This window comes from Hallella mizrahii (genome assembly GCF_009695775.1).
Classification (GTDB): domain Bacteria; phylum Bacteroidota; class Bacteroidia; order Bacteroidales; family Bacteroidaceae; genus Prevotella; species Prevotella mizrahii.
Map to the genome: position 1 here is coordinate 17489 of NZ_VUNG01000012.1, position 18993 is coordinate 36481.

The 18993-nt window shown below is 51.0% G+C and carries 14 protein-coding genes; 4 read left to right on the forward strand and 10 right to left on the reverse strand.

Annotated elements, in window-relative coordinates; all coding sequences use genetic code 11:
* Nucleotides 1–129: 129 nt before the first annotated feature.
* The 4 genes from lgt to polA all read right to left on the reverse strand — a co-directional run bounded on the left by lgt (nucleotide 130) and on the right by polA (nucleotide 6246).
* Nucleotides 130–978, reverse strand: a complete 849-nt coding sequence (lgt, locus tag FYJ73_RS06350; protein ID WP_154533874.1) for a prolipoprotein diacylglyceryl transferase — start codon at nucleotides 976–978, stop codon at nucleotides 130–132.
* Between the two features lie 55 nt (nucleotides 979–1033).
* On the reverse strand, nucleotides 1034–2137 hold the full coding sequence (gene ychF, locus FYJ73_RS06355) for a redox-regulated ATPase YchF (RefSeq protein WP_154533875.1): 1104 nt from the start codon (nucleotides 2135–2137) through the stop codon (nucleotides 1034–1036).
* A gap of 92 nt (nucleotides 2138–2229) precedes the next feature.
* On the reverse strand, nucleotides 2230–3357 hold the full coding sequence (locus FYJ73_RS06360; RefSeq protein ID WP_154533876.1) for an ATP-binding protein: 1128 nt from the start codon (nucleotides 3355–3357) through the stop codon (nucleotides 2230–2232).
* A 126-nt stretch (nucleotides 3358–3483) separates the two neighbouring features.
* Nucleotides 3484–6246 carry a DNA polymerase I gene (polA, locus tag FYJ73_RS06365; protein WP_154533877.1) on the reverse strand — a complete coding sequence of 921 codons (2763 nt, stop codon included), beginning with the start codon at nucleotides 6244–6246 and terminating at the stop codon, nucleotides 3484–3486.
* Nucleotides 6247–6336: 90 nt separating this feature from the next.
* Between polA and FYJ73_RS06370 the strand changes: the two genes are divergently transcribed.
* Nucleotides 6337–7314: a polyprenyl synthetase family protein gene (locus FYJ73_RS06370; protein WP_154533878.1), complete on the forward strand. Its 978-nt coding sequence runs from the start codon at nucleotides 6337–6339 to the stop codon at nucleotides 7312–7314.
* An 87-nt stretch (nucleotides 7315–7401) separates the two neighbouring features.
* On the opposite strand, the gene deoC is transcribed toward FYJ73_RS06370, so the two are convergent.
* The 6 genes from deoC to mnmG form a co-directional block, all read right to left on the reverse strand.
* On the reverse strand, nucleotides 7402–8373 hold the full coding sequence (deoC, locus tag FYJ73_RS06375) for a deoxyribose-phosphate aldolase (protein WP_154533879.1): 972 nt from the start codon (nucleotides 8371–8373) through the stop codon (nucleotides 7402–7404).
* Nucleotides 8374–8429: 56 nt separating this feature from the next.
* Complete coding sequence (locus FYJ73_RS06380; protein ID WP_262280520.1) at nucleotides 8430–8768, reverse strand: nucleotide pyrophosphohydrolase; 339 nt, start codon at nucleotides 8766–8768, stop codon at nucleotides 8430–8432.
* 73 nt (nucleotides 8769–8841) lie between these two features.
* Nucleotides 8842–9294, reverse strand: a complete 453-nt coding sequence (gene dtd / locus FYJ73_RS06385) for a D-aminoacyl-tRNA deacylase (RefSeq protein WP_154533881.1) — start codon at nucleotides 9292–9294, stop codon at nucleotides 8842–8844.
* A gap of 953 nt (nucleotides 9295–10247) precedes the next feature.
* Nucleotides 10248–12098 (reverse strand): excinuclease ABC subunit UvrC, encoded by a 1851-nt coding sequence (gene uvrC, locus FYJ73_RS06390; RefSeq protein ID WP_154533882.1) that lies wholly within the window; start codon nucleotides 12096–12098, stop codon nucleotides 10248–10250.
* A gap of 239 nt (nucleotides 12099–12337) precedes the next feature.
* Complete coding sequence (locus tag FYJ73_RS06395) at nucleotides 12338–12868, reverse strand: adenine phosphoribosyltransferase (protein WP_154533883.1); 531 nt, start codon at nucleotides 12866–12868, stop codon at nucleotides 12338–12340.
* A gap of 127 nt (nucleotides 12869–12995) precedes the next feature.
* The gene (gene mnmG, locus FYJ73_RS06400; protein WP_154533884.1) at nucleotides 12996–14867 is read right to left on the reverse strand and encodes a tRNA uridine-5-carboxymethylaminomethyl(34) synthesis enzyme MnmG; all 1872 of its coding nucleotides are present in this window, start codon (nucleotides 14865–14867) and stop codon (nucleotides 12996–12998) included.
* A gap of 214 nt (nucleotides 14868–15081) precedes the next feature.
* On the opposite strand from mnmG, the gene FYJ73_RS06405 reads away from it, so the two are divergent.
* The 3 genes from FYJ73_RS06405 to FYJ73_RS06415 are packed head-to-tail and all read left to right on the forward strand — an operon-like array spanning nucleotide 15082 to nucleotide 18528.
* Nucleotides 15082–15765 (forward strand): succinate dehydrogenase/fumarate reductase cytochrome b subunit, encoded by a 684-nt coding sequence (locus FYJ73_RS06405; protein ID WP_154533885.1) that lies wholly within the window; start codon nucleotides 15082–15084, stop codon nucleotides 15763–15765.
* A 41-nt stretch (nucleotides 15766–15806) separates the two neighbouring features.
* Nucleotides 15807–17756 carry a fumarate reductase/succinate dehydrogenase flavoprotein subunit gene (locus tag FYJ73_RS06410; protein ID WP_154533886.1) on the forward strand — a complete coding sequence of 650 codons (1950 nt, stop codon included), beginning with the start codon at nucleotides 15807–15809 and terminating at the stop codon, nucleotides 17754–17756.
* A gap of 16 nt (nucleotides 17757–17772) precedes the next feature.
* Nucleotides 17773–18528 (forward strand): succinate dehydrogenase/fumarate reductase iron-sulfur subunit, encoded by a 756-nt coding sequence (locus tag FYJ73_RS06415; protein ID WP_154533887.1) that lies wholly within the window; start codon nucleotides 17773–17775, stop codon nucleotides 18526–18528.
* Nucleotides 18529–18993: the final 465 nt, after the last annotated feature.

Sequence of the window (18993 nt, forward strand, 5' to 3'; positions counted from 1 at the left end):
ATTTAGCTTTTTTTATATGTGTAGTCGGCTTTTGTAGCAACTGTGAAGAACAAAACAAAAACCTCCAGCCAGGGCTTCGGTTGTTTGCCTTGGCTGGAGGTGGTGATGAGAGAATGGGCTGATGATGGCTCAGTCTTGCTTTACAGGTTTGAACTTCTTTGCGTGGAGGATGCACAGAAGGCCGATGATGATAAACGGTATCGACAGCAACTGTCCCATGTCGAGCGGCAGGCTGGCCTCGAAAGCTTCCTGGATGTCCTTGGTATACTCGATGAGGAAGCGGGCGACAAACACCAGTGTGAGGCACAGTCCGAGGTAGAGTCCGCTACCCACCATGTCGCGGTGCTTGCGATAGATGAGATAGATGATCACGAAGAAGCAGGCGTAGGACAGGGCCTCGTAGAGCTGACCGGGATGGCGCGGATACTGATCTACACGCTCGAAGATGAAAGCCCAGGGCACATCGGTCACCTTGCCGATGATCTCACTGTTCATCAAGTTGCCCAAGCGGATGAAGGTGGCTGTGATACAGGAGCAGATGCCCATGTTGTCAAACACTACCCAGGGTGAGAGCTTGTTGCGGTGGGAGTAGATGAAGATGGCAATGATCATACCGATCACGCCGCCGTGTGAGGCCAGTCCCTCATAGCCGGTAAATACCCATGTGCCGCTTTGCATGCGGTGAAAAGGGATGAGCATCTCTATGAAATGGTCCCAGGACGAGAGGAAATAGTCGGGCTGGTAGAACAGACAGTGGCCCAGTCGTGCGCCCACAAGCACGGAAACAAAGATATAGATAAACAGTGGCTCGAACTTCTCGTCGGGGATATGCTGCTGCTTATAGAGGCGCTGCATGAGCAGATAGCCCAACAGCAGGCCCATGAGCCAGCACATCGAATACCAGCGAAGACCAAAATGTCCCACGTGGAACATGACTTGGTCGGGGTCCCAGACGATATATGAAAGCAATGTTGACATGATATGTGCCTTATTAGCTTAAAAGATATGTGTAATAGGGTAGGGCGTCCGTGGCTTAGACGTTGAAGCGGAAGTGCATGATGTCGCCGTCCTGCACCTCATAGTCCTTGCCCTCGATGCCGAGCTTGCCGGCCTCGCGCACAGCGGCCTCAGAGCCGTACTTGATATAGTCTTCGTACTTGATGACCTCAGCGCGGATGAATCCCTTCTCAAAGTCGGTGTGGATGACGCCGGCGCACTGTGGTGCCTTCCAGCCTTTGTGGAAAGTCCAGGCCTTCACCTCCATCTCGCCTGCGGTGATAAACGTCTGCAGGTTGAGCAGATGATAGGCTTTCTTGATGAGTCGGTTGACGCCGCTCTCCTCCAATCCCAGCTCGTCGAGGAAGAGCTTCTTGTCCTCATAGGTGTCGAGTGAGGCGATGTCTTCCTCTGTCTTGGCAGCGATGACCATAGCCTCGGCACCTTCCTTGGCAGCGATCTCCTCTATCTTCTTGGAATAGTCGTTGCCGGTTTTGGCGCTCTGCTCGTCGACATTGCAGACATAGAGCACCGGTTTGGTGGTGAGCAGGAAGAGGTCGTGAGCGGCCTGCTGCTCTTCCTTGGTGTCTAAAGTCACCGAGCGTGCGTTTTCGCCGCGGTCGAGGACCTCTTTATAAGCCTTGAGGACAGACACCAGAACCTTGGCGTCCTTGTTGCCGGTGGCGGCAATTTTCTCCTGCTTGGCCATTTGCCCTTCGATAGTCTCCAAGTCTTTGAGTTGCAGCTCTGTATCGATGGTCTCCTTGTCAGCGATAGGATCTACGGGAGCACCGCCCTCGCGCACTACGTTGTCGTCGTCGAAGCAGCGGATGACATGAATGATGGCATCGCACTCGCGGATGTTTCCGAGGAACTTATTGCCCAGCCCTTCACCTTTGGAAGCACCTTTCACCAGTCCGGCGATGTCCACGATCTCACAGGTAGCGGGCACGATGCGTCCCGGGTGCACGATTTCGGCAAGCTTAGTGAGCCGCTCGTCGGGCACTGTAATCACGCCTAAGTTGGGTTCAATCGTACAGAAGGGGAAGTTAGCAGCCTGTGCCTTAGCACTGGACAGGCAATTAAACAAAGTAGACTTTCCCACATTTGGTAAGCCTACAATACCACATTTTAATGACATGTCTTTATATAAACGTTTATATCTTTTCTGTTTGCAAAAGTAAGAAAAATATCTGAGGTGGGCAAAGACTGAGGCATAAAAGCGGTTAAATGTCACACGATGAAGAACTCATCGGCGTTTTCCGGTGTCACCACTTTAAAGGTAGCTTGAGGATAAGCCTTGCTGAATGCTTCGGGACAACGTACGTTGGCTTTTCTTGCATTCCATTTAAACTCAGTAGCATCGAGCTTTCCGTCGCTCTCCTCAAGGAAGTTGATCTCGCGCTGTTGCTGCGTTCTCCAGAACCAAAAATTGGTAAATGGCTGATGGATATTGAGATGTTTGAGTCTTTCCGCTATGGCAAAGTTCTCCCACAAAGCTCCGGTGTCGGCGCGGTTCTCCACCTGCTGGAAGTTTGCAATGATGGCATTGCGTATACCCAAATCCCAGAAATAGATCTTCCGGCTCGATTTGAGCTCGTTTCTCAAATTGCGTGAGAAACTGCTCAGACGAAAGATGATGAAGTTCTTTTCCAGTATGTCGACATATTTCTCCACGGTCTTTGAATCCAGTCCGATGAGTTGTCCGACCTCGTTGTATGACACCTGCTCGCCAATCTGATAGGCGAGTACCTGAAGCAGTCTGACGATTTTGTCGGGTTTGGAGATGTTGTCGATGGTCATAATGTCCTTGTAGAGATAACTGTTGGACAGTTCGTGCAGCACTTCCCGCTCTTCGCCTGGCGAAGTAACCACCTCGGGATAGTATCCAAAAACCATGCGGTGGGGGATCATACGGTGCTCCTCCAACAGATTGGTTTCGTTGACCATCTCCTTATAAGATAAAGGGAAGATGGTGAACTCACGCTTGCGACCGGTCAGCGATTCCTTGATGCCGGAAGCTAAAAGCAGCGAAGAACTGCCCGTAGCCACCACTTGTACGCCCGGCACTTGGTCTGTGACGAGTTTCAACCGCAGTCCTATTTCTGGAATTCTTTGAGCCTCGTCGACGATAAGCCAGCGGTTGTTACCGAGAATCGCCTTGATGCGTGTGGAGGTCATGTCCTTGAACAGTCGCTGGACGTCGAGATCGTCGGCATTCATCCACAGCACCTGCTCCCTGTCGTCGAAGAGTTGATGCAGTAAGGTCGATTTGCCCACCTGTCTGGCACCATAGATGATCACGGCCTTATCGCCTCCGATAAGCCGTTCAATCTGCTTTTTTTGTTCACGCTCTATCATTTCTTGCAATATCAGTATGGTTGCAAAAGTAGGCAAAGCGTCTGTAAATTCCAAATTTCTTATAAGATTTTTGGAATCGATTCCCAAAATCTTATAAGAAATTTGGAATTGTCTGACATCTTTATTTTAGTGTGCTTCCAGCCAGTTCTTTCCCCAACCGGCGTCTGCAATCAGTGGTACGCTGAGCTGACAAGCGTTTTGCATCTCGGTGAGGACGATGTCCTCGACCTTTTCTTTCTCCTCGGGATAGACGCTGAAGTTGAGTTCGTCGTGTACCTGCAGGATCATCTTGGAGCGTATGCCTTCCTTTTTGAAGCGTCGCCAGATGCGTATCATGGCAATCTTGATGATGTCGGCTTCCGAACCCTGAATGGGCGCGTTGATGGCATTACGCTCAGCGAAGCCGCGCACGGTGCCGTTTTTGGAATCTATGTCGGGCAGATAGCGGCGTCGTCCAAACATCGTCTCAGCATATTTCTTCTCGCGTGCTGTCGCGATAGCGCTTTCCATAAACGCATGTACTTTGGGGAAGGTGGCGAAATAGTCCTGGATGAGTTGTCGTGCCTCGCCGTTGGGGATGCCCATGCGTTGTGCCAGACCAAAGGCAGTGATGCCGTAGATGATGCCGAAATTGGCTTGTTTGGCTTTTTTGCGCTGTGCGTCGGTGACCTCATCAAGGGGCTCTTTCCATATCTTGGCGGCGGTGGCACGGTGGATGTCCAGTCCCTCGCGAAACGCCTCTATCATGTTCTCGTCGCCACTGAGGTGAGCCATGATGCGCAACTCTATCTGGCTGTAGTCAGCGGAGAAGAAGAGGCAGCCCGGTTCGGGCACGAAGCACTTGCGGATCTCCTTGCCGTCGTCATCGCGCACGGGAATGTTCTGCAGGTTGGGGTCTGAGGATGAGAGCCGCCCTGTGGCGGTAACTGCTTGATTGAACGACGTGTGGATGTGTCCCGTACGCTTGTTGATCAACAGTGGCAATGCCTCGACATAGGTGCCGAGAAGTTTTTTCAGACCGCGGTAGTTGAGGATGTCGTCGACGATAGGCGCCTTGTCGCGCAGCTGTAGCAGTACCTCCTCTGAGGTGACATACTGTCCGGTACGTGTCTTCTTGGGTTTGTCGACAAGCTGCATCTTGCCGAAGAGGATGTCACCGACCTGTTTGGGGCTGCTGATGTTGAACGTTTCGCCGGCGAGCTCATAGGCATGTTGCTCATAGCGTGCCATGCGCTCCTTGAAGATGCGCTCAGTCTCTTTGAGTGAGTCGGTGTCGAGGCAGACGCCGTTGAGCTCCATGTCGGCGAGAACCTTGACGAGTGGCATCTCGATGTCCCAGAACAGTCGCTCCATGCCTTTCTCTTTGAGCATGGGCTCGAGGACGTTTTTCAGCTTCAACGTGACGTCGGCATCCTCAGCAGCGTATTCATAGACCTCTTTAGGATCCAGGTCGCGCATGTTTTTCTGATGTTTTCCTTTTGGTCCGATGAGCTCTTCGATGTGCACGGTACGGTAGTGGAGGAGTGTCTCGGCCATGAAGTCCATGTTGTGATGCAGTTCGGGCTGAAGCACATAATGGGCGAGCATGGTGTCGAACATCGGTCCTTGGATGTCGACGCCATAGTTGCGGAGCACCTCGTAATCGTATTTGATATTCTGTCCGACCTTGAGCGTTTCCGTGTTCTCGTAGAGCGGTTTGAATATGTTAACATATTGCAAGGCTTCTTCACGGTTTGCTGGTATTGCCACATAATAGGCCTTGTTTTCCTCCACAGCGAAGCTCAAACCGACCAATTCTGCGTCGACAGAGCTTGTAGAAGTGGTTTCTGTGTCTAGACTGAGAATTTTTTTTGTCCTTAAAAAGTCATAAAGTCGAGATGCATCTTGTTTATTATCAATCAGTTGATATTCGTGAGAGGTCGTTTTAAGGCTTGCGAGAATCGAATTTTCAGCGACAGCTTGCCCGTCGGTCGGGATTTCGTCAAAAAGAGAAGGCTGTTTTGGCGCGTTATTTTTTGTGTTTTCAGCCTTACGGAGAAATTTTTCGGCAAGTCGCTTAAACTCGAGTTGTGCGAAGAGTTCGCTGAGTTGCTTCTCGTCGGGCTCGGTCATCTTCAGCTCATCGAGGTTGAGCTCGATGGGCACATCGGTACGTATGGTAGCGAGAAACTTCGACATCTTGATGTCGTCCTTGGCGTTTTCCACCTTCTCGCGCATTTTCCCTTTGAGCTGGTCGGCATGTGCGAGCAGTTCTTCACACGATCCGAACTCATTGATCAGCTTCACGGCAGTTTTCTCTCCCACGCCGGGGCAACCGGGATAGTTGTCGGCAGAGTCACCCATGAGGGCGAGCAGGTCGATGACCTTGTGTGCTGAGTCGATGCCATATTTCTCTTTGATCTCGCTCTCGCCGATTTTGTCATAGCCGCCACCATGGCGTGGCTTGAACATAAAGACGTTTGGCGCGATGAGCTGTCCATAGTCTTTGTCGGGTGTGAGCATATAAGTTTCCACACCTGCTTTTCCGGCTTTCGTGGCGAGCGTACCGATGACGTCGTCGGCCTCAAAGCCGTCGGCCTGCAAGACGGGGATGTGCATGGCCTGGAGGATCTCCTTTATATAAGGTACGCTGAGCTTGATGTCTTCCGGTGTCTCCTCGCGCTGAGCCTTGTAGGGTGGGTAAGCCTCGTGGCGGAACGTCTTGCCGTGGTCGAAAGCCACGCCGAGATGTGTGGGATGCTCTTTGTCGATGATCTCCCTCAGCGTGTTGCAGAACCCCAGGATAGCAGAGGTGTTCAGGCCCTTGGAGTTGATGGTCGGTCGGTTGATAAAGGCATAGTACGCCCGGAAAATGATGGCGTAGGCGTCGAGTAAGAAGAGCTTGTTCATTTGATATTTCTTTTTTATTTGTAAAATTACGAAATTATTGCCATATTATCCAATTAAAATAACTAATTTTGTATCAAAGATTACTATAGCATGGATTATTTGTCAATCATCAAGCAACCTATCAGCTCAGAATTGTGCGATTTCATCGATCTTTTCAACAAGTCGTTGTCGCATACCGACGGGCTTTTGTCGCAGGCACTGGAGCACATCCGTAACCGTGCCGGAAAGCGTATGCGTCCTATTCTGATACTTCTCATGGCCAAGAACTTTGGTGAGATCACGGATGTCACTCAGCATGCGGCTGTGGGACTGGAACTGCTTCACACGGCCTCACTCGTGCACGATGATGTCGTGGACGAGAGCGGAGAGCGCCGAGGACAGAAAAGCGTCAATGCGATGTTTGACAATAAGGTGGCCGTGCTCGTGGGCGATTATATCCTCTCAACGGCTTTGCTGCATGTCAGCTACACCCATTCCGAGATCATCGTACGGTATCTCGCTGAGCTCGGCCGCACCCTTTCCAATGGTGAAATCCTGCAATTGTCCAATATCCAGAACCAGGAGATTTCAGAAGAAGTCTACTATCAGGTGATCAAACAGAAGACGGCAGCACTCTTCGAAGCCTGTGCTGCCATCGGCGCGCTGTCGGCCGGTGCGGCTGAGGAAGACATCCAGGAGGCCAAGAAGTTCGGGCAGAACTTGGGCGTCATCTTCCAGATCCGTGACGATATCTTTGATTATTACGACCAGGCCAATGTCGGTAAACCTACCGGCAACGACATGGCTGAGGGCAAGCTCACGCTGCCCGTCATCTATGCGCTCCGCTCCACCGGCAATCAGGATATGCTCGCTTTAGCCCGAAAGGTGAAGGCTGGCACTGTCACCAAGGACGAGATCGCAGAACTTGTCAAGTTTACCAAGGAGAACGGCGGTATAGAATATGCCGACCAGCGCATGTGGGAGCTTCATGCCGAGAGCGTTTATTTCCTTGAGCATGAGGTGCATGACGAGGATGTGCGCAAGAGTCTGAGAGCCTATCTCGACTATGTCATCGAGCGGAATATCTGATTTCAGTTTGACTATCTACCCATTATCATAAAAGGGAGCAGCCTCTTTGAGACTGCTCCCTTTTGCTTGTGTTTTATGTTTCCCGTCTTAGTACCACTTGGTATCCTTGCCGAGCACATCGCTGAGCAGCAGGTTGGTCAGGCGGCTCGTGCCCAGTCGGAAGAGCTCGTTGGTGAGCCACTGCTCGCCGAGCACCTCTTTCACGATGGTGTAGTAGGTCACAGCGTCCTTGACCGTGTTGATGCCACCGGCAGGCTTCAGTCCGACGACGCGGCCCGTCTGCTCGTAGTACTCCTTGATAGCCTGTGCCATGACGTAGACACCTTCCGGTGTGGCACCCTGCTTCTCCTTTCCTGTGGATGTCTTGATATAGTCGGCACCGGAATACATCGCCAGCAGGGCCGCTTTCTTCACGTTGCTCAGGTTGCCCAGGTCGCAGGTTTCGAGGATCACCTTCATGGGCACTTCGCCGCAGGTCTGCTTCAACTCATCGATGTCGTCGGCCAGTCCTTCGTAGTCGCCGCTGAGAAATTTGCCTACGGGCAGCACGATGTCCACGTTGGTGGCACCGTCTTTGATGGCCAGTGCTGTCTCGGCCACCTTCACCTCGATAAACGTCTGTGAGGAGGGAAAAGAACCTGAGACGACAGCGACCTCCACACCGTCGACTTCAAGGCTTTGGCTGACGATATGCGCAAAGTTGGGATAGACACAGATCGTCGCCACATGGGGCAGGTCGGGATAGGCTTCGTCGAATTTATTGACCTTTTCGGTCATCGCCAGAATGCTCTCTTCTGTGTCTGTGGTATGGAGACTGGTGAGCTCCACACTGCCGAGTAGGAATTTTTTCACCTCCTCGTTGTCGTTCTCAGGCACCTTTTCCGCGATGATCTTCTCGACGGCAGTTTTCACCTGTGCCTCGTCGACGTCGCAGTTGTATTTGTGCAGAGCCTGCTCGTATTTGTCTTCTTTTGGCTCGTTGCTTTTACGGCCGTTCTCTACTTTCGCCTTCAGGCTGCCCGGCTGTATGGTGGGCTCGATGTCTTTTGTGTATGCCATGTGCGTATGATTGATGTGTTATGATTGGATGATTATGAGGTGTTGCCAATGAGTGATCATTGATTGGCGTGGTCCTTGAGTTTGGGATTGTTCTTGTGTCTTGTCGCGTCTCGCTGAGTCTTCTTTTCTATGCTTTTCCTGAACTCCTCAGAGAGGTTCACGCCGGTTTGGTTGGCCAGGCAGCAGAGTACCCAGAAGATGTCAGCCATCTCCTCGCCGAGGTTGTCTTTCTCGCCCGGTTTGAAGCTCTGGTCGCCGTATTTTCGGGCCATCACACGGGCGAGTTCACCGACTTCCTCAGTGAGGACGGTCATATTGGTCAGCTCGCTGAAATAGCGCACGCCATAAGTCTTGATCCAGCTGTCTACCTGCTGTTGTGCCTCTTCAAGGGTTATCGTTTTGTTCTCCATATATTGTTGTCTTATCGCTGGCTCCGGTATTTTATGTCCGGAGCGACATTTAATGGTTTTATTCCTTGTTTTTTGTGTCCATGCAGATGGTCACGGGTCCGTCGTTGAGCAGTTCCACCTTCATGTCAGCACCAAACTCTCCTGTGCCGATCGGCTTGCCGAAAGCCTCTTGCAGCACTTTACAGAAACGCTCATAGAGGGGGATGGAGATGGAGTGGGGCGCAGCTTTGATCCAACTGGGACGGTTGCCTTTCTTCGTGCTTGCCATAAGCGTGAACTGGCTCACGACGATGATGTCACCGCCCACGTCGCCTATGCTGAGGTTCATCACGCCATTGGCATCGTCGAAGACGCGCAGGCCAATGATCTTCTTCACCAGCCACTGGATGTCCTCCTCGCCGTCGTCGCTGCCGATACCCAGGAGGATGAGGTAACCACGGCCGATGCTGGACTTCACTTTGCCCTCTATTGTCACCGAAGCATGGCTGACGCGCTGTATTACGATTCTCATTATTGTCTTACTTCTTGTTTTGCAACCTACAAATTTAAGCAATTTATTCCATACTACGATGATTTTGACCGAAAATCTACTTGGTGATCGCTCCATTGGTTGGGCGTCAAGTTTTGGCTCAACGGGCTTCGTCTTATATTCAACGGTTTTGTCTTGTGCTCAAAGTCCTGCTTTTTTGTGTTTAATTCGCTTTTCATCATAGATCCCAACGGTTTTCAATTCTCTATCGTCCTCGTTTTTTCATTCTTTGCCGAAATGTCTTGGAAACTGACAATTTTGCGTCTCTGAGAATCGATTCTTTTTCACGAAACTCTATTTTCGTGCGATTTTGCGCGAAATGAGCGTTTTTTATAAAGTGTTGATTTATAACATCTTATAAAAATAGACCATTTGGGGTGAAGTACAAAAGGGTTGTTTGATGAAAAATTCTCTAGAGAATTTTTCATCAAAGCACTGAGATGACAAGCTCATCTCAGTGCTTTGATAGGCAAAAACAAGTGTGATGACGAAGTAAACACAGTGGTTTGATACTCAAAAACAGTTTTTTTGTTAGTTTCAGTTCGGTTGAATTATCTTTTCACTTGGTTTTTCACTCTAGAATAAAACCTTTTGCGAATATGTTTTTGTCAATAAAAAAGTAAATTAAATACAGCTCTTACGGGGCACCATATAAGTTGGGAGTACGGCAATACATGGTAAGAAGCATGGATGAAAAAAACGTGATGTGTAAGTGTATATACTGCTAACGCATTGATAATCAAGCAGTTGTAATTTCATATTTTTGTCGCAGCTCCTTTGGCGGAGACCTTTATGGACGGTTGCGGCTTTTTCTCCTTTAGTTCAGTTCTTATGCTTACAAGTAAGGTAGGGCCCTTCAGGCAAGTACGAATCGGGACTTGGGACAAGTAAGTGGGAAGCCTTTGGGCAAGCAATCGCTTACCCAAGGGACCTCTTTACGCTTCTTCTCCTTGTTGTCCTTCCTGGAAGTGGTCATAAACCAGCTGAGCTTTGGCGGGACCAATGGCGGTGGCAAGCTGCTCAAGCGTTGCTCCCTTGATGCTCTTTACAGTCTTGAAGGCCTTGAGCAGGGCTTCGGCAGTCTTGCTGCCAATGCCTTTGATGTCGTCGAGCTCAGAGTGCAGGGCGTGCTTGGAACGCTTGTCGCGGTGGAAGGTGATGGCGAAGCGGTGGACCTCATCCTGTATCTGTGTAAGCACACGGAAAAGCTCTGAGTCGGTCTTCAGACCGATCACCTGTGGCGGGAAGCCGTAGAGCAGTTCGTTGGTGCGGTGACGGTCGTCCTTGGCAAGGCCTGCGATGGGGATCTGCAAGTGGAGCTCATCCTCCACAACTTCCCTGACGACATCCATCTGCCCCTTTCCGCCATCAGTGATAATGAGGTCGGGAAGGGGCGTACCTTCCTCTTTCATGCGACCATAGCGGCGGCGTACCACCTCCTGCATGGAAGCATAGTCGTCGGGGCCTACCACCGTCTTGATGTTATACTTGCGGTAGTCTTTCTTGGAGGGCTTCATGCCTTTGTAGACAATGCAAGCTGCTACGGCATCCGTACCGGAGATGTTGGAGTTGTCGAAGCACTCTATCTGGTAGGGCAGTTTGGGCAGTTGCAACCGGTCTTGCAGTTCTTTCATCAGCCGCGTCTGTTTCTGCTCAGGATTGAGCTTGTCGCTTTGTTTCAGACGGTCGAACTTATATTGCTTTCCGTTCATCTCCGAAAGCTCTAAAAGGTGGTGTTTATCACCCCGTTGCGGCACGGTGAAGGTAGCATCAGGCAGTGTCCAGTCCATCTCAAAGGGCACGATGATCTCCTTCGCCTTGCTTTTGAAGCGCTCACGAATCTCTGGTATGGCTTGCAGTAGCAGGTCCTGGTCGGTCTCCTCCAGCTTGCGCTTATATTCATAGGTGAAGCTTTGGTTGATCGTGCCGTTGGTGACGTGAATATAGTTGATGAAGGCGTTCTTCTGCTGATCGTCGTCTGTGATGGTGAACACGTCGACGTCGTTGATCGTGTGACTGACGACCTCACTCTTTGAGACGAACTCCTGCAGGAGCAGATAACGCTGTTTGAGGCGCTCTGCTTCCTCAAACTTCAGTAGTTTTGCGTTGGCCATCATGCGTGTATAGACCCATTCGCTGAGTGCGCGCGTGTTGCCCTTGAGCACCTCCCGGGCCTGCCGCATGTTCTCCTGGTAGTCTTCATAGCTTTGTTTGCCGATACAGCATCCCTCACAGTTGTGGATATGATATTCCAAACAAGGCTTGTATTTGTGCAGATCCACGCCTTCGCGGGTGATAGGCTGACGGCAGGAACGAGGCTTGAACACCTTCTTGATGAGCTCCAGCACGTTGTACATGGCAGAGATATGGGGAAACGGACCAAAGTAAGTGCCGTAGCGCTTGTTGATGTGGCGTGTCTTGAAGATACGTGGGAAGTATTCGTTGGTCATGCAGATGCTGGGATAGGTCTTACCGTCCTTGAGCAGCACGTTGTAGCGAGGATTATATTTCTTGATGAGAGCGTTCTCGAGCAGCAAAGCGTCTTCCTCGCTGTTGACAACCGAATAGCTGATGTCTTCAATCTTGCTCACCAGTACCTTGGTCTTAAAGCGGTCTACCTCTTTATGGAAATAGGTGGAGACACGACTCTTGAGTTTCTTTGCCTTACCTACATATATGATGACATGATCCTTGTCATAGAATTGATAGGAGCCCGGTTTCTCAGGCATGTTGAGCACAATGTTCTTGAGTCGTGCCAGTCTCTCGTCGTTTTCTTCTCTTGTCATGGTCGTCTTTACCTTTATCTACTATATATAAGCACGTTGCCAGTTTCACGTGAAACGAATGCTATAAGCCTATGATCTCTGTTTGACAGAATCGTGCGTTAGCCCCCAAACGGCTGCGCTTCTCCTTGCTATTTTGTGCGGTGTGGCGCAAAGATGCTGTCTCTGTCAATGTTTCGACGTTTATAGGCTAAAAAGCCAAGACCGTTTTGGCGGTCTTGGCTTTGTGATTTTGGAGTTTGTCAGAATTGCAGGAGACTTGTGACTTCGATGTCTTTGTCGAAGATGTCGCGTGCATGGGGAAATTCCGACTGCAACTCTATGATGAAGTTACAATAGATCTTTTTGGGATGGAACTTCTTTACGAGGTCGCAAGCAGCCTTCATGGTGCCACCCGTAGCAAGAAGATCATCGTGAAGCAGCACCACGTCGTCAGGCGTGATCGCGTCTTTATGGATCTCGATCGTATCGACGCCGTACTCTTTGGCGTAGCTTTGCTGAATCGTCTCACAGGGCAGCTTGCCGGGCTTACGGCAAAGCACGATGCCCGCGTGAAGAAGATAGGCAGCAGCAGAACTGAGGACGAAGCCTCTGCTCTCGATGCCCACGATCTTCGTAATGCCTTTGTCCTTGTATAAATCATACATGGCATTACTTAGTTCTTGAATACATTCGGGACTCTTAAACATCGTTGTCACATCCCGGAAATGAACTCCTTTAATCGGCCAGTCGGGTATGACGCGCAGATTATCCAGTAGGATTTGTTTGTTCATCTTTTACGTTTTACTTTAATGATTAAGTGGTTTTATTTCAATATCTTACCTGTTTCTCGGTTTCACGTGGAACGTTTGTAGCTTCCATCCGATTGATCTTGCGACAGGAGAAAGACGGTGGCTCGCCTTATCTTCCCATCATCACGAGCAGCACATTGATGTCACTTGGCGATACACCCGGTATGCGGCTGGCCTGAGCAAGTGTTTCCGGATCGATGTGCTCAAGTTTCTGACGGCCTTCGGTGCTGATTTCCTGAATCTCGCTGTACTTGAAATGTCCGCGAATCTTGATGCCTTCTAAGCGGTGCATCTTGTCTGCTACGATTTTCTCGCGCTCGATATATCCCTTGTATTTCATCTTGATTTCAGCAGCCTCTGCAATTTCTTCTTTTCTGTTCTCGGGCGATTCGAGCACAGCTTTCAGTTCGGGCAATACTTCAGCGAGATTTTTCAGCGATAACTGCGGGCGTGCGACAAGGTCTGAAATCTTGCAAGCGAAATGGAGTGGGGTGGATCCGAGGGCTTCCAGCGCGCCATTGATGTCGCGCGGTTTCACGTTTGTGGTACTGCAATAGTTGATAATTTGGTCGATACCCGCTTTTTTCTGCAACCACCAGTCAAGACGATCACGCTTCGCAAGACCTAAATGATAGGATTTCTCCGTCAGTCGGGCATCGGCATCGTCCTGCCTGAGGAGGATGCGGTACTCGGCTCTTGAGGTGAACATACGGTAAGGCTCGTCGACACCTTTCGTTGTCAGGTCATCAATGAGTACACCGATGTAGCTTTCGTCCCTGCCCATCACGAAGGGTTCACCGCCTCCGCAGTGGATGGCTGCGTTGATTCCTGCTACGGTGCCCTGACCGCCGGCTTCCTCATATCCCGTCGTGCCGTTGACCTGTCCGGCAAAGAACAGTCCTTTGATCACCTTTGACTCCAGCGAGTGCTCGAGTTGCGTGGGATCGAAATAATCGTATTCGATGGCATAGCCGGGGCGGTAGGCCTTTGCCTCGCGCAGTGCGGGAATCTGCCGAAGTGCGCGCAGCTGTGTCTCCATCGGCATGGAGGATGAGAAGCCGTTGAGATACATCTCGTTGGTGTCTTCGCCTTCCGGTTCTATGAACAGCGGATGCTGGTCCTTATCGGGAAAAGTGACGAGCTTTGTCTCTATGCTCGGGCAGTAGCGCGGACCGGTGGACTGTATCTGTCCGTTGAACAGCGGAGAGTTGTCGAGGTCGGCTTTCAGTATGTCGTGCACGCTTTTGTTGGTGTAGCAAGTCCAGCAGGGCAACTGCTTCAAAATGCGGTGTGGTGCCATGTAGCTGAACTGATGGAAGTCTGCCTCGCCGTCTTGCCGCTCAGTATCTTCGAAGTGTATCGTACGCTTGTCGAGTCGCACGGGTGTGCCGGTCTTCATTCTTGCGGATCGGATGCCCCATCGTGTGATGGACTCCGTCAGGTGGGCAACGGCGGGTTCGGCGCAGCGCCCGCCCGGAACTTTGTGTCGTCCAATGTGCATCAAACCGTTGAGAAAGGTGCCTGCAGTGATGATGACACTCTTTGCGCGGATCTCCACGCCCCATATCGTGCGCACGCCGACGGCTTCTCCATTCTCTACGAGCAGCTCGTCGGCCTGGTCTTGCCAGATGTCGAGATTAGGGGTGCAGTCAAGAGTAGACCGCCACCTCCAGATAAACTTACCTCTGTCGCACTGTGCGCGCGGTGACCACACGGCAGGACCTTTGCCGCGGTTGAGCATACGAAACTGTATGGCGGTAGCGTCCGTGACCTTTGCCATCTGTCCGCCGAGGGCATCGATTTCCCTCACGATTTGTCCTTTGGCAATACCACCAACGGCAGGGTTGCAACTCATCTGACCAATCTTGTTCATGTCCATCGTCACCAGCAGCGTCTTGGCACCCATGTTGGCGGCTGCCGTAGCAGCCTCGCATCCGGCATGTCCTCCGCCGATGACGATGACATCATAGTTTAATTCCATGTTTTTGTCTTTTTTGGCAAAAGTAAGAAATTAAATTCAATTTTTATCGCTTTTACTTTGAATTATCGCCAAAATATAGTATTTTTGCATATTGAAAACGGCATCGTCTACTATATATAAGGTATAGGAGGGCGTCATGTCGTGCTCATAAAGATGCTTCAATATATTTATATCGGATTTATCTAACAGTTAAATAATTAAAAGTCAATCATTTATGTGGTTAATCAATTCTCCGATTGGTAGAAAAGTTGTGATGTCGGTGACCGGCATCTGCCTTATTCTATTCTTGACTTTCCACTGCTGCATGAATGTTGCCGCATTCTTCTCTGGGGATGCGTACAACACGATCTGCGGTCTTTTGGGAAGCAACTGGTATGCAGTGGCTGGTACTTTGGGCCTGGCATTCTTGGCCGTGTGTCACATCGTCTATGCCTTCATCCTGACAGCACAGAACCGTCGCGCACGTGGCGAGCAGCGCTATGAGGTGACAAGCCGCCGTCCTGAGGTGAGCTGGGCTTCGCAGAACATGCTTGTGCTCGGTCTGATCATCCTCATCGGCATCGTGCTCCACCTGTACAACTTCTGGGGACACATGATGTTTGCAGAGCTTGCCGGCATCGAGGTAGCACATGATCCTGCCGACGGATTCGCTTGGATTCAGGACACTTTCTCCAATCCTGTGTTCTCTATCCTGTATCTGATCTGGATCTGCGCCATCTGGTTCCACCTCTCTCATGGCTTCTGGAGTGCTATGCAGACACTGGGATGGAGCGGCAAGATCTGGTTGAAGCGCTGGCAGTGCATCGGTCTGGTGTATGTCACCATCCTGATGGCCGTCTTCGCCTTCTTGATTCTGTCCTTCTGGCTCGGCTTTGCCCCCAGCATGTGCAATGCTTAAATCCGATTCCTTACATCATTTATCATTAGCATCAACTAATTATGTCACAAATAGATTCTAAGATTCCTGAAGGCCCTTTGGCTGAAAAATGGACCAACTATAAAGCACATCAGAAACTGGTCAACCCCGCCAACAAGCGTAAGCTGAGCATTATCGTCGTGGGTACCGGCTTGGCTGGTGCCAGCGCAGCAGCCTCTTTAGGTGAGATGGGCTTCCACGTGATTAACTTCTGCATCCAGGATTCACCCCGCCGCGCTCACTCTATCGCTGCCCAGGGTGGTATCAATGCTGCAAAGAACTACCAAAACGACGGTGACTGCGTCTACCGTCTGTTCTACGATACAATCAAAGGTGGTGACTATCGCGCACGCGAGGCCAACGTCTATCGTCTGGCTGAGGTCAGCGCAAACATCATCGACCAGTGCGTCGCACAGGGTGTGCCTTTCGCACGTGAGTATGGTGGCATGCTCGCCAACCGCTCTTTCGGTGGTGTGCAGGTCAGCCGTACGTTCTATGCCAAGGGTCAGACCGGTCAGCAGTTGCTGCTCGGTGCTTACTCCTCTTTGATGAAAGAGGTCAACCGCGGCACTGTAGAGCTCCACACGCGTACCGAGATGGAGGACATCGTCATCATCGACGGTCGCGCACGCGGTATCATTGCCAAGAATCTGGTAACCGGCAAGCTCGAGCGCTACTCTGCTCACGCTGTCTGCCTCGCTACCGGTGGATACGGCAACACCTACTTCCTCTCCACCAACGCCATGGGTTGCAACTGCACCGCTGCCCTGCAGGCGTACCGCAAGGGTGCTTACTTCGCTAACCCCTGTTTCGTTCAGATCCACCCGACCTGTATTCCTGTACACGGTGACAAGCAGAGTAAGCTGACGCTGATGTCTGAGTCGCTGCGTAACGATGGCCGTATCTGGGTACCGAAAAAATTGGAGGACGCCAAGAAACTCCAGCGTGGTGAGATCAAGGGCCGCGACATTCCTGAGGAAGACCGCGACTACTACTTGGAGCGCCGCTATCCTGCCTTTGGTAACCTCGTACCTCGTGACGTGGCTTCCCGTGCCGCTAAGGAGCGTACCGACAAGGGCTATGGCGTGAACAACACTGGTCTGGCTGTGTTCCTCGATTTCTCCGAGGCTTTCCAGCGCCTGGGCCGCGACGTTGTAGACCAGCGTTATGGCAACCTCTTCGACATGTATCAGGAGATCACCGACGTGGATCCGCATGACAACCCGATGATGATCTTCCCCGCTATCCACTATACCATGGGTGGTCTGTGGGTAGACTATGAGTTGCAGACTTCCATCAAGGGCCTCTTCGCTCTGGGTGAGTGCAACTTCTCTGACCACGGTGCTAACCGTCTGGGTGCCTCTGCTTTGATGCAGGGCTTGAGCGATGGTTACTTCGTGATTCCTTATACTTTGCAGAACTATCTCTCTGACCAGATCACTGTGCCTTTGTACAGCACCGACCGTCCTGAGTTCGAGGAGGCTGAAAAAGGCGTGGAGGCTGAGATGCAGCGTCTGATGAACACTAAGTTCCACGACCAGAGTGTCGACTCTATCCACAAGAAGCTCTACGGCATCATGTGGAACTATGTCGGTATGGCACGTAATAAGGAGGGACTGGAAAAGGCTCTGAAGATGCTCAAGGACATCCGCGTAGAGTTCGACGAGCACGTGCGCATCCCTGGCTCTCGTGAGGGTCTGAACGTAGAGCTTGACAAGGCTATCCACCTGCGTGACTTCATCACCATGGGCGAGCTGATCGCTTACGATGCCCTGAACCGAAACGAGAGCTGCGGCGGACACTTCCGCGAGGAGAGCCAGACCGAGGACGGTGAGGCTAAGCGTGATGATGAGAACTACATGTATGTGGCTTGCTGGAAGTACAACGGCTCTGACGAGACGGCTCCTGAACTGCTCAAGGAAGACCTGAACTACCAGTACATCAAGGTTCAGACGAGAAACTATAAATCTTAATTAAGGAATCAAGACAATGGATACAAATATTTCATTCACACTGAAAGTATGGCGTCAGAATGGCCCTACGGCTGAGGGTCACTTTGATACCTTTGAGATGAAGGATATCCCCGGCGACACCTCTTTCCTGGAGATGCTGGACATCCTCAACGAGCAGCTCATCGAGGCCAACAAGGAGCCGTTCGTCTTTGACCACGACTGCCGCGAGGGTATCTGCGGTATGTGTTCGCTCTATATCAACGGCCATCCTCACGGACCTGCTCAGGGCGCTACTACCTGTCAGCTCTACATGCGCCGCTTCCACGACGGCGACGTGATCACGGTGGAGCCGTGGCGTTCTGCTGCCTTCCCTGTTATCAAGGACTGCATGGTCGACCGCTCTGCTTTTGACAAAATCATCGCCGCTGGTGGCTACACTTCCGTGCGCACGGGTCAGGCTCAGGATGCCAATGCCATCCTTATTCCTAAGCAGGATGCCGACGAGGCTATGGACTGCGCTACCTGCATCGGTTGTGGTGCTTGCGTAGCAGCCTGCAAGAATGGCTCTGCCATGCTCTTCGTCAGCTCTAAGGTGAGCCAGCTCGCTCTGTTGCCACAAGGCCGTCCTGAGGCTGCAAAGCGTGCTAAGGCTATGGTCGCTAAGATGGAGGAGCTCGGATTCGGCAACTGCACCAATACTCGCGCCTGCGAGGCTGAGTGCCCGAAGAACGAGTCTATCGCCAACATCGCTCGTCTCAACCGCGAGTTCATCAAGGCTAAGTTGGCTGACTAAGCCGTGCCTATATATAATAAGGAGTCAAGCAAAGGCTGGACTCCTTATTTTATTATATAGGGTACCACGTTTACAAGCATGATACTCCATGCTTGAAGCATCAGTAAAAAGGCTATAAGCGTTTGGTAACAAGCAGTAAGCACCTGATGATACCCTATTGGTACAGGTCTATGAATGCTTACCCTACAGAAAACAATGAGGGTCGACCCTCAACGGATCGACCCTCATTCTGTTTCTTCAATAGGATTGCATTAATACTTACTGATACCATACTTCTCCGCCAAGCTTTTGGCAGAGATTTTCTTCTTCATTCTTTTTCCTTTGGATGTCCTCCTCTTGGAAGATGCCAGCTAGGGTTTTACTACTTGTTTTCATGGTCTTTATTTAATGATTGGATATAAAGTTTCACGTTGCAAATATAGAAAATATATTTGATATAACCAAATAAATTGCTGTCTTTTTGCG

Excerpts from the sequence above, each read along its gene's own strand:
- lgt (WP_154533874.1), bottom strand. The coding sequence starts at position 978 with ATGTCAACATTGCTTTCATATATCGTCTGGGACCCCGACCAAGTCATG.
- ychF (WP_154533875.1), bottom strand. The coding sequence starts at position 2,137 with ATGTCATTAAAATGTGGTATTGTAGGCTTACCAAATGTGGGAAAGTCT.
- FYJ73_RS06360 (WP_154533876.1), bottom strand. The coding sequence starts at position 3,357 with ATGATAGAGCGTGAACAAAAAAAGCAGATTGAACGGCTTATCGGAGGC.
- polA (WP_154533877.1), bottom strand. The coding sequence starts at position 6,246 with ATGAACAAGCTCTTCTTACTCGACGCCTACGCCATCATTTTCCGGGCG.
- FYJ73_RS06370 (WP_154533878.1), top strand. The coding sequence starts at position 6,337 with ATGGATTATTTGTCAATCATCAAGCAACCTATCAGCTCAGAATTGTGC.
- deoC (WP_154533879.1), bottom strand. The coding sequence starts at position 8,373 with ATGGCATACACAAAAGACATCGAGCCCACCATACAGCCGGGCAGCCTG.
- dtd (WP_154533881.1), bottom strand. The coding sequence starts at position 9,294 with ATGAGAATCGTAATACAGCGCGTCAGCCATGCTTCGGTGACAATAGAG.
- uvrC (WP_154533882.1), bottom strand. The coding sequence starts at position 12,098 with ATGACAAGAGAAGAAAACGACGAGAGACTGGCACGACTCAAGAACATT.
- FYJ73_RS06395 (WP_154533883.1), bottom strand. The coding sequence starts at position 12,868 with ATGAACAAACAAATCCTACTGGATAATCTGCGCGTCATACCCGACTGG.
- mnmG (WP_154533884.1), bottom strand. The coding sequence starts at position 14,867 with ATGGAATTAAACTATGATGTCATCGTCATCGGCGGAGGACATGCCGGA.
- FYJ73_RS06405 (WP_154533885.1), top strand. The coding sequence starts at position 15,082 with ATGTGGTTAATCAATTCTCCGATTGGTAGAAAAGTTGTGATGTCGGTG.
- FYJ73_RS06410 (WP_154533886.1), top strand. The coding sequence starts at position 15,807 with ATGTCACAAATAGATTCTAAGATTCCTGAAGGCCCTTTGGCTGAAAAA.
- FYJ73_RS06415 (WP_154533887.1), top strand. The coding sequence starts at position 17,773 with ATGGATACAAATATTTCATTCACACTGAAAGTATGGCGTCAGAATGGC.